The 12322-nt window shown below is 66.5% G+C and carries 8 protein-coding genes and 1 pseudogene; 6 read left to right on the plus strand and 3 right to left on the minus strand.

Translation table 11 applies throughout. The annotated features are described in order from the left end of the window. The first annotated feature begins 35 nt into the window (after positions 1–35). The 5 genes and pseudogenes from pks13 (at position 36) to C1A30_RS27240 (ending at position 9006) form a co-directional block, all read left to right on the plus strand. Positions 36–5375 (plus strand): polyketide synthase Pks13, encoded by a 5340-nt coding sequence (gene pks13, locus C1A30_RS27220; protein WP_235010377.1) that lies wholly within the window; start codon positions 36–38, stop codon positions 5373–5375. Continuing rightward, positions 5372–6925 (plus strand): acyl-CoA carboxylase subunit beta, encoded by a 1554-nt coding sequence (locus C1A30_RS27225; RefSeq protein WP_101951391.1) that lies wholly within the window; start codon positions 5372–5374, stop codon positions 6923–6925. The genes pks13 and C1A30_RS27225 overlap by 4 nt, the downstream gene beginning before the upstream one ends. Positions 6926–6987: 62 nt before the next feature. Continuing rightward, positions 6988–7337, plus strand: a pseudogene (locus C1A30_RS27230) (response regulator transcription factor); the annotation flags it as partial. A 35-nt stretch (positions 7338–7372) separates the two neighbouring features. Continuing rightward, positions 7373–7582 (plus strand): hypothetical protein, encoded by a 210-nt coding sequence (locus tag C1A30_RS27235; RefSeq protein ID WP_101951393.1) that lies wholly within the window; start codon positions 7373–7375, stop codon positions 7580–7582. 50 nt (positions 7583–7632) lie between these two features. Next, entirely contained in the window at positions 7633–9006 is a 1374-nt protein-coding gene (locus C1A30_RS27240) for a serine/threonine-protein kinase (RefSeq protein ID WP_101951394.1), read from the plus strand. Between the two features lie 3 nt (positions 9007–9009). On the opposite strand, the gene C1A30_RS27245 is transcribed toward C1A30_RS27240, so the two are convergent. From C1A30_RS27245 to folE, 3 genes are read right to left on the minus strand one after another with little or no spacing between them, the layout of a single operon-like run. Further along, positions 9010–9762, minus strand: a complete 753-nt coding sequence (locus tag C1A30_RS27245; RefSeq protein ID WP_101951395.1) for a dihydrofolate reductase family protein — start codon at positions 9760–9762, stop codon at positions 9010–9012. Then, positions 9759–11153 carry a DHA2 family efflux MFS transporter permease subunit gene (locus C1A30_RS27250; RefSeq protein ID WP_369974185.1) on the minus strand — a complete coding sequence of 465 codons (1395 nt, stop codon included), beginning with the start codon at positions 11151–11153 and terminating at the stop codon, positions 9759–9761. Before C1A30_RS27250 ends, C1A30_RS27245 begins: the two co-directional genes overlap by 4 nt. 4 nt (positions 11154–11157) lie before the next feature. Then, the gene (gene folE, locus C1A30_RS27255) at positions 11158–11871 is read right to left on the minus strand and encodes a GTP cyclohydrolase I FolE (RefSeq protein WP_101951396.1); all 714 of its coding nucleotides are present in this window, start codon (positions 11869–11871) and stop codon (positions 11158–11160) included. 269 nt (positions 11872–12140) lie between these two features. Here folE and C1A30_RS36230 point away from each other — a divergent pair, with 269 nt between their 5' ends. Then, entirely contained in the window at positions 12141–12293 is a 153-nt protein-coding gene (locus tag C1A30_RS36230) for a hypothetical protein (protein ID WP_235010225.1), read from the plus strand. Positions 12294–12322 lie beyond the last annotated feature (29 nt).

Raw genomic sequence — 12322 nt, forward strand, 5'->3', positions numbered from 1 at the left:
CGCCGGAGAAGCCGCTCACCGCTCCGAAGACCGATATGACGGTCGCGGAGATGCGCGGGTGGCTGCGCAACTGGGTTGCCAACGCCACCGGCCAGTCGCCCGACAACATCAACGAGGCCGCGCCGCTGGTCGAGCTTGGCCTGTCGTCACGTGACGCCGTCGCGATGGCCAGTGACATCGAGGACCTCACCGGGGTCACGCTGACCGCCACGGTCGCGTTCCGGCATCCCACCATCGAATCGTTGGCCACCGTCATCATCGAGGGTGAGCCCGAGATCGAAGACACTGGGGTCGAAGAGGATTGGTCGCGGGAGCGCGACGTCGAGGACATCGCGATTATCGGCATCGCCACCCGCTTCCCCGGCGACATGAACACCCCCGAGGAGACGTGGCAGGCGCTGCTCGAGGGCCGCGACGCGATCACCGATCTGCCGGAGGGCCGCTGGGAGGAATTCCTCTCCGAGCCGCGGATCGCCGAGCGGGTCGCCAAGGCACGCACCCGCGGCGGCTACCTGTCCGACATCAAGGGTTTCGACGCCGAGTTCTTCACGCTGTCCAAGATGGAGGCCGACAACCTCGATCCGCAGCAGCGGATGGCGCTCGAATTGACCTGGGAGGCTTTGGAAAACGCCCGCATCCCGGCGTCCAGCCTGCGCGGCGAGCGGGTCGGGGTCTACGTCGGGTCGTCGAACACGGACTACCAGTTCCTGGCGGTGTCCGATCCGACGGTCGCCCACCCGTATGCGATCACCGGGACCACCAGTTCGATCATCGCCAACCGGGTGTCCTACTTCTTCGACTTCCGCGGACCGTCGATGGCCATCGACACCGCATGCTCGTCATCGCTGGTTGCCGCGCATCAGGGCGTGGCCGCACTGCGCGCGGGTGAGGCCGATGTGGCGGTGGTCGGCGGTGTGAACGCGTTGATCACCCCGTTGGTGACAATCGGTTTCGACGAGGTCGGCGGTGTGTTGGCGTCCGACGGCCGGATCAAGTCGTTCTCGCAGGACGCCGACGGCTACGCGCGCTCCGAGGGCGGCGGCATGCTGGTGCTCAAGCGACTGTCCGATGCCAGGCGCGACGGTGACGAGATCATCGCGGTCATCGCGGGCAGCGCGGTCAATCATGACGGCCGGTCCAACGGCATGCTCGCGCCGAATCCCGACGCGCAGGCCGAGGTGCTGCGCAAGGCGTACAAGGATGCAGGCGTCAATCCGCGCGACATCGACTACATCGAGGCGCACGGCACCGGCACCATCCTCGGTGACCCGATCGAGGCCGACGCGCTGGGCCGCGTCGTCGGCAGGGGCCGTCCCGCGGACAAGCCCGCGCTGCTCGGCGCGGTGAAATCCAATGTGGGCCACCTGGAGTCGGCCGCGGGCGCGGCCAGCCTGGCGAAGATGGCGCTGGCGCTGAAGAACGACAAGATCCCGCCGTCGATCAACTACACGGGCCCCAACCCCTACATCGACTTCGACGCCGTGCACCTGAAGGTCGCCGACACCGTGACCGATTGGCCGCGCTACAGCGGCCACGCGATCACCGGCGTGTCCGGGTTCGGGTTCGGCGGCGCCAACGCGCACATGGTGCTGCGCGAGGTGCTTCCGTCGGATCTCGTTGAGCCGGAACCGGAACCGGAAGAGGAAGCGGAGAAGCCGAAGACTTCCGAGGCCGACGCCGTCTATATCGGCGGCGTGCGGATGGACGAGTACGGCGAGTTCGTCGATGAGCCGCTTGCGCGAAGAGAATCGGGCTTCGATGAGGACGACGGGTTGGATCGGCCCGCGCACGTGGCGGACGACGAACCCGAACTGCCCGGTCTGACCGACGAGGCGCTGCGGTTGCTCGAGATCGCACGTGAAGAGTTGGAGGCCGGTGAACAGCCGACTCCTGTGGTCCCGCTGGCGGTTTCAGGCTTCCTGACGTCGCGCAAGAAGGCCACCGCCGCCGAGTTGGCGGACTGGATGGACAGCCCGGAGGGCCGCGCATCGTCGCTGGAGTCGATCGGCCGCTCGCTGTCGCGGCGCAATCACGGCCGCTCGCGCGCGGTCGTGCTGGCGCACGACCACGACGAGGCGATCAAGGGTCTGCGGGCGCTGGCCGAGGGCAAACCCAACCCGAACGTGTTCACCGCCGACGGTCCGGTGAGCAACGGCCCGGTGTGGGTGCTGGCCGGCTTCGGCGCCCAGCACCGCAAAATGGGCAAGAACCTCTACCTGCGCGACGAGACGTTCGCCGAGTGGATCAACAAGGTCGACGCGCTGATCCAGGACGAACTCGGTTACTCCATCGTCGAACTGATCCTCGACGATTCGCAGGACTACGGCATCGAGACCACGCAGACGGTGATCTTCGCGATCCAGATCGCGCTCGGCGAACTGCTCAAGGCCCACGGCGCGAAACCCGCTGCGGTGATTGGCCAGTCGCTCGGTGAGGCGGCCGCGGCGTACTTCTCCGGCGGCCTGTCGCTGGCCGACGCCACCCGCACGATCTGCTCACGCGCCCACCTGATGGGTGAAGGCGAAGCCATGCTGTTCGGCGAGTACATCCGGTTGATGGCGCTCGTCGAGTACTCGGTCGACGAAATCGAAACGGTGTTCGCCGATTTCGACGGCCTCGAGGTGTGCGTGTACGCCGCGCCGACCCAGACGGTCATCGGCGGCCCGCCGGAGCAGGTCGACGCGATCATCGCGCGTGCCGAGTCCGAAGGCAGGTTCGCCCGCAAGTTCCAGACCAAGGGCGCCAGCCACACCTCCCAGATGGATCCGCTGCTCGGCGAACTCGCGGCCGAGTTGCAGGGCATCGCGCCGCAGCCGTTGACCACGGGCTACTTCTCAACCGTGCACGAAGGCCGCTACATCCGGCCGGGCGGAGAGCCGATCCACGACGTCGAGTACTGGAAGAAGGGGCTGCGACACAGCGTCCACTTCACCCAGGGCATCCGCAACGCAGTCGACAACGGGCACACCACTTTCCTCGAGCTGGCACCGAATCCGGTGGCGCTGATGCAGGTGGGCCTGACCACGGCGGCGGCGGGTCTGCACGACGGGCAGTTGATCGCGACGCTGGCCCGCAAGCAGGACGAGGTCGACTCGATGACGGCGGCCATGGCGCAGCTGTACGTGCACGGCCACGATCTCGATTTCCGAACGCTTTTCGATCGCGGTGAGTACGCCAATATCCCGCCCACCCGCTTCAAGCGCAAGCCACACTGGCTGGACGCAAAGTTCACCGGCGACAGTTCGGTGATGATGCCGGGCAACCATGTCGCGACGCCCGACGGCAAGCACGTCTGGGAGTTCGCACCAAAGGGTGAGCCTGATCTCGCCGCGTTGGTGAAAGCCGCTGCGGCGCAGGTTCTTCCGGGTGCCAAGCTGACCGCGTTCGAACAGCGCGCGGTCCCCGGCGACGGCGCACGCCTGGTGACCACGCTGACCCGTCATCCCGGTGGCGCGACGGTGCAGGTGCATGCGCGCATCGACGAGTCGTTCACGTTGGTGTACGACGCGGTCGTCAGCCGTGACGGTGCAGCCGCGGCGCTGCCGTCGGCGGTTGGCGTTGGCACGGCGATTGCGGCGCCTTCCTCGACAGCACCTGTCGAGGAAGAAGAATCAGCTGAGATCTTGCAGGACAACCTGACCCAAGGCGCGAATCTCGGTGCGGGCTTTGCCAAGTGGTCGCCGGACACCGGTGAGACGGTGCACGACCGGCTGGCCACGATCGTCGGCGGTGCGATGGGTTACGAGCCAGAGGACCTGCCGTGGGAGGTGCCGCTGATCGAGCTCGGCCTTGACTCGCTGATGGCGGTGCGGATCAAGAACCGCGTCGAGTACGACTTCGACCTGCCGCCGATCCAGCTGACCGCGGTGCGGGACGCGAACCTGTATGCGGTGGAGAAACTGATCGAGTACGCGATCGAGCACCGCGACGAGGTGGACCAACTCGCGGAGCATCAGAAGGCGATGACGCCCGAAGAGATCGCCGCCGAACAGGCGCAGTTGATGGGCGGCGCATCGACGGTCGCCGAGCTGGAGGAGCAGCTGACCAGTGCGGGCACCGCGACTGCGTCAGACGTCCCGCCGCCCCCGACCGATCCCACCGGCCCAGCGGCCCCGGCGTCTGATGTCGCGGCCAACGCCGCTCCGGCGTCTGATGTCGCGGCCAACGCCGCTCCGGCGTCTGATGTCGCGGCCAGCGCCGCTCCGGCCCCGCCCACCAATCCGGCCGGCCCCGACCAGTCCAGCGCGGCGTCCATCGCGGCGAACGTGTTGACGCAGGAGGCGGTCATCGAGGCGCTCGGCGCCGACGTGCCGCCACGCGAGGCCGCCGAGCGCGTCACCTTCGCGACGTGGGCGATCGTCACCGGCAAGTCACCGGGCGGCATCTTCAACCCGCTGCCGCAACTCGACGACGCGACGTACGAGAAGATGGCGCAACGGCTTTCGGAACGCGCCGAGGGCACCATCACGGTCGACGACGTGAAGAACTCGCCGACCATCGAGGCGCTGGCCACCATCGTGCGTGAGCATCTGGAAGCCGGCGAGATCGACGGATTCGTCCGCACCCTGCGTGCCCCGCGAGAGGGGACCAAACGGACCCCGGTGTTCGTGTTCCATCCCGCGGGCGGTTCGACGGTGGTGTACGAGCCGCTGCTCAAGCGGCTGCCCGCCGACACCCCGATGTACGGCTTCGAACGGGTCGAGGGGTCGATCGAGGAGCGGGCGGGGCAGTACCTGCCGAAGCTGCTCGAACTCGGCGGCAACGGGCCGTTCATCTTGGTCGGCTGGTCACTGGGCGGTGCGCTGGCCTACGCCTGCGCGATCGGGTTGAAGCGCGCGGGCGCCGACGTCCGGTTCGTCGGGCTGATCGACATGGTCCGCCCCGGTGAGGAGATCCCGAAGACCAAGGAGGAGACCCGCGCCCGGTGGGACCGCTACGCGCGGTTCGCCGAACGCACCTTCAACGTCGAAGTCCCACCGATTCCGTACGAGCAGCTGGAGGAACTCGACGACGAGGGTCAGGTGCAGTTCGTGCTGGACGCGGTCAAGGCGAGCGGCGTGCAGATCCCGGGCGGTGTCATCGAGCACCAGCGGACGTCGTATCTGGACAACCGGCTGCTGGAGACCGTGGAGATCCAGCCGTACGACGGGCACGTCACCCTCTACATGGCCGACCGCTACCACGACGACGCGATCTTCTTCGAGCCGCGCTACGCCATCCGCCAACCCGACGGCGGCTGGGGCGAGTTCGTCTCCGACCTCGAGATCGTGCACATCGGGGGCGAGCACATCCAGGCCATCGACGAGCCGTACATTGCGAAGGTCGGCGCGCACATGAGTGAGGCGATCAACAAGGTCGAAGCGGAGGAGAAGTGACCAACCGAACCACCGCCGCTCTGCTGGCCGAACTCCGTGAGAAGCTCGAGCTGGCGAAGGAACCCGGCGGTGAGAAGGCCGTCGCCAAGCGGGAGAAGAAGGGCATCCCCAGTGCCCGCGCCCGCATCAACGCCCTCGTCGATCCCGGCAGCTTCCTGGAAATCGGTGCGCTGGCCAAGACACCGGGCGATCCCAACGCGCTGTACGGCGACGGTGTGGTCACCGGGCACGCCACCATCGACGGCAGGCCGGTCGGCGTGTTCAGCCACGACCAGACCGTGTTCCAGGGCTCGGTCGGAGAGATGTTCGGCCGCAAGGTCGCCAGGCTGATGGAATGGGTGGCGATGGTCGGCTGCCCGATCATCGGCATCAACGACTCGGCGGGCGCCCGCATCCAGGACGCGGTCACGTCGCTGGCGTGGTACGCCGAGCTCGGCCGCCGCCACGAGATGCTGCGCGGACTGGTTCCGGAGATCTCGCTAATCTTCGGGAAATGCGCTGGGGGAGCGGTGTATTCGCCGATCCAGACTGACCTGCTCGTCGCGGTGCGCGATCAGGGCTACATGTTCATCACCGGCCCGGACGTCATCAAGGACGTCACCGGCGAGGACGTCACCTTCGACGAACTCGGCGGCGCCGACGTGCAGGCCCAGCGCGGCAACATCCACAAAGTGGTCGACTCGGAAGCCGAGGCCTACCAATATGTTCGCGATTACCTGAGCTTCCTGCCCGCCAACCACTTCGACGATCCGCCGATCATCAACCCCGGCCTGGAACCGGAGCTGACGCCGCACGACTACGAACTCGACTCGATCGTGCCGGACAGCGACAACATGGCCTACGACATGCACGAGATCCTGTTGCGGATCTTCGACGACGGCGACGTGTTCGAAATCGCCGACCAGCGCAGCCCTTCCATGATCACCGCGTTCGCGCGCGTCGACGGCCACCCGGTGGGCGTGATCGCCAACCAGCCGATGCACATGTCCGGCGCGGTCGGCAACGAGGCGTCTGACAAGGCCGCCGGCTTCATCCGGTTCTGTGATTCATTCAATCTGCCGCTGGTGTTCGTCGTCGACACCCCGGGTGCGATGCCCGGTGTCGAGGAGGAAAAGGGCGGCATCATCAAACGCGGTGGCCGGTTCTTCAACGCCATCGTGGAAGCCGACGTGCCCAAGGTGACGATCATCATCCGCAAGGCCTACGGCGGCGGCTACGCGGTGATGGGTTCCAAGCAGTTGTCTGCCGACCTCAACTTCGCGTGGCCGACGGCGCGTATCGCGGTGATCGGCGCCGAGGGCGCGGCGCAGCTTCTGGTGAAGCGGTTCCCGGATCCGACAGCGCCTGAGGTGCAGAAGATCCGCGACGATTTCATCGAGGGTTACAACCTCAACATGGCCACCCCGTGGATCGCCGCCGAGCGCGGTTACATCGACGGCGTGATTCAGCCGCACGAAACCCGGTTGCTACTGCGCAAGTCGCTGCGGCTGCTGCGGGACAAGCAGAACCTGGGCAAGGTGCAGCGCAAGCACGGCCTCACGCCGCTCTAGACCGCGAGGGGCTGCTGCGCCCGCGCGTCGAGTATCCACGCCGAACAGGCGATGGTTCACCCCCGATGCCGTTCGAGCATGCGCGGACGCAGATGCTGCTGGGTCAGCGGCAACGCCGACTGCGGCCGCGTTCGAAGGCATGGGCGCGGTCCGCTGGGCCGAGAGGGCGCGCTCGGAACTGGCCCGCGCCGATGCGCTGCACCCGGGGACAGCCGAGTTGACGCCCTCGGAACAGCGCGTCGCAGAGTTGGCGGCCTCGGGCATGTCGAACAAGGACATCGCGCCGACGCTGTTCATCAGTCCCAAAACTGTCGAAACCAACCTCGCGAGGACCTACCGGAAACTGGAGATCCACTCCAGAACCCAATTGGCCAACCGCCTTCGCCAACGCGGTCTCGAGGGAAATCACTGATTCATTCCGCCACCCCATTGCCATACGTTGCGGCGATGAGGGGGGTTCCGTCCTGTCAGGCCTGCTACCTGGCGGAGTGGTACTGCGACGGCCTGCCCGTCGACGGTCTGGACGCCTCGTTTGCGATGCTGTCGCCGGGGGCCCGGCTGACGTCGGACGACGGCGAAACCGCCACAGCGCAGCGTGTGCGCGCGGGCATCCCCGCCGAACGCGTCACCGCCGCGACGGCCATCGCGAGCGCCTGACCTCATCAAGACGGACAACCGTCGGCACCGCCACCCATTAAGATTCGCCCATGCCGCTAACGGACGGCCAGGTGATCGCCGGTTACACGATTCTGCGATCGCTTGGTGCCGGCGGGATGGGCGAGGTGTATCTGGCCCAGCATCCGCGCCTGCCGCGCCGCGACGCGCTGAAGGTCCTCTCAGCCACGGTCTGTTCGGAAAGCGAGTACCGCGAGCGGTTCAACCGCGAAGCCGATATCGCCGCCACCTTGTGGCACCCGCACATCGTCGAGGTGCATGACCGCGGCGACGTCGACGGCCAACTGTGGATCTCGATGGACTACGTCGAGGGCACCGATGCCGGGCGGCTGCTCGCCGAGCAGTATCCGAACGGTATGCCCGCCGACGAGGTGGTGCGAATCGTCACCGCCGTCGCCGACGCGCTGGACTATGCCCACCAGAAAGGCCTGCTGCACCGCGATGTGAAACCGGCCAACATCCTGATGGCCAATCATGACACCGACGGTGAGCGGATCATGTTGGCCGACTTCGGGATTGCCCGCTGGATCGGCGAACCGAGCGTCCTGACCGGAACGAACATGACGGTGGGCACCGTGTCGTACTCGGCGCCCGAGCAACTCAAGGGCGAGGAGATCGACGGGCGCGCCGACCAGTATGCGCTGGCCGCTACCGCATTCCAGTTGCTCACCGGCACACCACCTTTCCAGCACTCGAACCCCGCCGTGGTGATCAGCAAGCACCTGACGGCCACGCCGCCGCAGATCGGCACCCGACGACCGGAGTTGTCCAGCCTGGGGCCGGTGTTCGACAAGGCGCTGTCGAAGTTGCCGAAGGATCGCTACGACCGGTGCATCGACTTCGCCCGCGCGCTCACCCACCACATCGGCAGCGAGGACCGCCAGCGCAGCGCCGACGAGACCCAGCTGGCGATGCCTGCGACCGGTCCGAGGCACGCCCGAGCGCAGACCAGTCCACGCCGCCGCATCCTGATCGGCGCCGCCGCCGCGCTCGTCGTGATCGCGGTCGCGGCAATCGGTTTCGTGCTGTTCGACCGCACGCGTGACCGCACAGCGGAAGCCCGACCGCAACCGACGTCGGCACGACAGGCACCCGCGCCGCCGGCAGACGTCACGCTGCCGGTGGTGGTGGTCGGCGCCAACTGCGCGACGCTGGGCGCGGCCGGTATCACCGAAAGTGGCGCGCCGGCCTACTGTGCACACCTGCCGACGACGAACGGAACCATCTGGTCGCTCTATCCCGGCGAGATCTCCAGTCCGACTGCCACTGCGGGTCCGAACGACGAGGTGTACCCGTCGGAGACCGAGGGACCGGTCCTGGTGTGCATGGAGCAGACCGGCAAGTCGCGCCTCGATTGCCACGACCAGATCGTGCAGGGCAACGCGACGCCCACTCCGGCATCCTGACTTTCAGCGGCGAACCCACCGCACGATGACGGTGCCGTCGGCGCCGAGCAGCACCGTGTTCCGCTGCATGTGAATCTCGACATGGTCGGCCGCGGCGGCGACGCGGCGAGCGGGCCCGGCGACCATCATGGGGCTGGTGGTCAGGCACAGTTCGTCGATTTCGTTGTCGGCCACCAGTTGTGAGAAGAAGGTGGGTCCGCCCTCGACGAGCACCCGGTTCAGTCCGAGCTCGCCCAGCCCGTTGCGTATTGCAGCAGAGGCGATCGGGCCGGGTGGCATCGGTCTGACGACCGCGTCAGAGGCCGCGAGTTCGAGGCGGGCGGACCGCTCGGCGTTCGCGGAGACGAACACGATGGGCGGTATCGGATTGCGCAGCAACTGCGGCGAGATGACACCACGGCTGGACACCACGGCCACCTGCACTTCGGGCGAAAGACCATGCGACGACCGCCAGACCTTGGCCTGGGCGCTGAGCTGAATGTCGGTGTAGGGCTTGGCCTTCGCGGTGGTGGCGCCGACCAGTATCACGTCCGCGACCTCCCGCAATCGGGTGAAGACCCGCCGGTCGGTCGGCGTGCCCAACTTCCGGCCCGCACCATCGAGTGTCACTGCGCCGTCGATGCTGGCGATGAAGTTCGCGCGAAGCCGGGGACGGTCGAGATCCTGCGGATAGGCGAGTAACTCGCGTAGCTCTTGATCGGTGAGCGTGTCCGCCTCGTACGAGGTCGAACGTGACATCCCGGCAACAGCGGTCATAGTGCGGCGCTCACATTCCTTGGTTGGGGTATCACCGCGCGTGGTGCGGGTGTCCGGTGGCCGACGAGAAATAGTGTGGTGATCGCGCCAAGCGTCGCCACGGCGGCGGGCAGGAGCATCGATCCTCGGAGCGACGTCGAAGCCATCAATGGGGCGATGCAGGCGCTGCCGAGCACCGCCCCGACTTGGCGGACGGTGTTGTAGACAGCCGACCCTGCTCCTGCGAGATCGACAGGGACTGCTCGAGATGCGCTCACGGCCAACGGTTCCCACACCATCGCACCCGCCGCACCCATCAGCGTCAGCGGCAGCATCAACCGCCAGACCGGTGTAGTCGGGGTCATCTCCGCCGCAAGCCAGAACGCGGCGATCGCCAGGATCGCGAAGCCGCACCCGACGATGGGGCGCGGCTGAACCCGATCGACAATCCGTCCGACCGGACGTGCCAGCACGCCGGTCGCGACGGCCATCGGTGTGGTGACCAGCGCCGCGCGCAGCGGTGACAGTCCCGTCGTGTCCTGCAGATAGAACATCAGCGGAATTCCGCACGCCATCGCCGCGAAGCTCATCATGGCGATACCGGCGTTGGATGCTCCGAAGTCGCGGTGCCGGAACAGGTTCAACGGGATCAGCGGTTCCCGCTGCTGGACTGACTGCCAGACGACGAACGCGACCAGCACCGCAAGGCCGCCGACGACGACACCCCAGATCCACGCCGCCCAGCCGTGGTCCTGGCCCTCCTGTAAACCGAACACCAGCAGGAATATCCCGATGCAGGACAGCACGACGCCGAGCATGTCCAGCCGGTAGCGCCGGCCGGGCAACGCTGGGACGAGCCACATGGCCAGGCCGAGTCCGGCGAGGCCGATCGGGGCGTTGATGTAGAAGATCCACCGCCAGCCAAGGACATCCACGAGGAGGCCACCCACCAACGGGCCGACGAACATGCCGATTCCCGCGGTGGCGCCCCACACACTCATCGCGACGCCGCGCCGTTCGGGCGGGAAGGTGCGGGTGATCGCCGACAACGTCTGCGGCGTTATCAACGCGGCGCCGACGCCCTGCGCGACGCGTCCCGCGATCAGCATGTCGATCGACCCGGCCATGCCGCACCACACCGACGACACCGTGAACAGCGCGAGACCCACCAGATAGACGCTCTTCGGCCCGAACCGGTCGCCGAGGCGTCCGCCAACGAGCAGTAGCGCCGCGAACGCCAGGAGATAAGCACTGGTCACCCAGACGACCGCGTCGTAGGTGGCGCTGAAGTGTTGTTTGACGACGGGGTTGGCGACCGTGACGACGGTCGAGTCGACGACGATGAGAAAGAAGCCGACCATCATCGCCCACATCGCCCGCATCGGGTGACTGCCCATCGGCGCTGCGGTCACGGGATCACTCCCGCAGCAGATGCAGCGCCTCGGCGCGTGGCGCCGCGTCGGTGGCGAACTGGCCGCGAACCGCGGACGTGGTGGTGACTGCGCCTGGCTTTCGGACGCCGCGCATCGCCATGCAGAGGTGTTCGGCCTCGATGACGACAATGACTCCGCGCGGATTCATTTTGCGCATAAAAGCGTCGGCGATTTGCCCGGTAAGCCTTTCCTGCACCTGAGGACGCCTGGCATACAAGTCGACTAATCGCGCAATCTTCGACAGACCGGTGACTCGGCCGTCTGCGCCGGGAAGATAGCCAACATGTGCGACTCCGTGGAATGAAACCAGGTGATGTTCACATGTGGAGTACATCGGGATTTGCTTGACTAGCACGAGTTCACCATGTTGCTCGTCGAACACCGTGCTCAGCACGTCCTCGGGATCGGTGTACAGACCTGCGAACGTCTCCCGGTAGGCGCGCGCCACCCGGGCGGGGGTGTCTTTCAAGCCGTCGCGGTGCGGATCCTCCCCGATGGCGACCAGCAAGTCGAAAATAGCGGCCTCAACGCCCGCCTGATCGAAAGTGCGAGCCGCCTTCAATTTCACGTGAGGTGTTTGTGACACTTCCCTTGACTGCAGCACAATTACCCCTTCGCAACACCAGGGAACGCAGCAGATAATCGTTTGCTGCGCGAAACACTTTTCGAATATCCGTGTTAACTCATAGCAGAGCATTTACGGCTGCGTCATAGTTTTCAATAAGTCCGGCGTAGGACGGCACGATGAGTTCTCCACGCGCGGCATGTCTGCAACTGCATGAGGAAAATCACCGCAGGCATGTTCATCGCGCTCGACGGCGTCGTCGAGGCGCCGGATCAATGGCACTTCCCGTATTTCAACGACGAGATGGGCGCGGCGGTCGGCGGCCAACTGGGGGCGGCGGACACCATACTGCTCGGCCGCGAGACATACGACAGTTTCGCAGGGGCGTCGTCGGCAAGGGCATGCGGCTGTTCGACGACGGACAGTCGATTCCGTTGCAGTTCATGTCATCTCAGAGGTTTGACACCGGCGTGCTGTACCTCGTGTACGGCCCCGCGCAAACGCCTGCGGCCGCAGGCTACGACGAGGCGAAGGCACACCTGCCACACGGTTGAGCGCTCAGCGCCGCGTTGCCGAGCCGGAT

Source organism: Mycobacterium sp. 3519A, from assembly GCF_900240945.1.
In the GTDB taxonomy this organism is placed as follows: domain Bacteria; phylum Actinomycetota; class Actinomycetes; order Mycobacteriales; family Mycobacteriaceae; genus Mycobacterium.

Excerpts from the sequence above, each read along its gene's own strand:
- pks13 (WP_235010377.1), top strand. The coding sequence starts at position 36 with ATGACGGTCGCGGAGATGCGCGGGTGGCTGCGCAACTGGGTTGCCAAC.
- C1A30_RS27235 (WP_101951393.1), top strand. The coding sequence starts at position 7,373 with ATGAGGGGGGTTCCGTCCTGTCAGGCCTGCTACCTGGCGGAGTGGTAC.
- C1A30_RS27240 (WP_101951394.1), top strand. The coding sequence starts at position 7,633 with ATGCCGCTAACGGACGGCCAGGTGATCGCCGGTTACACGATTCTGCGA.
- C1A30_RS27245 (WP_101951395.1), bottom strand. The coding sequence starts at position 9,762 with ATGACCGCTGTTGCCGGGATGTCACGTTCGACCTCGTACGAGGCGGAC.
- folE (WP_101951396.1), bottom strand. The coding sequence starts at position 11,871 with ATGCTCTGCTATGAGTTAACACGGATATTCGAAAAGTGTTTCGCGCAG.
- C1A30_RS36230 (WP_235010225.1), top strand. The coding sequence starts at position 12,141 with ATGCGGCTGTTCGACGACGGACAGTCGATTCCGTTGCAGTTCATGTCA.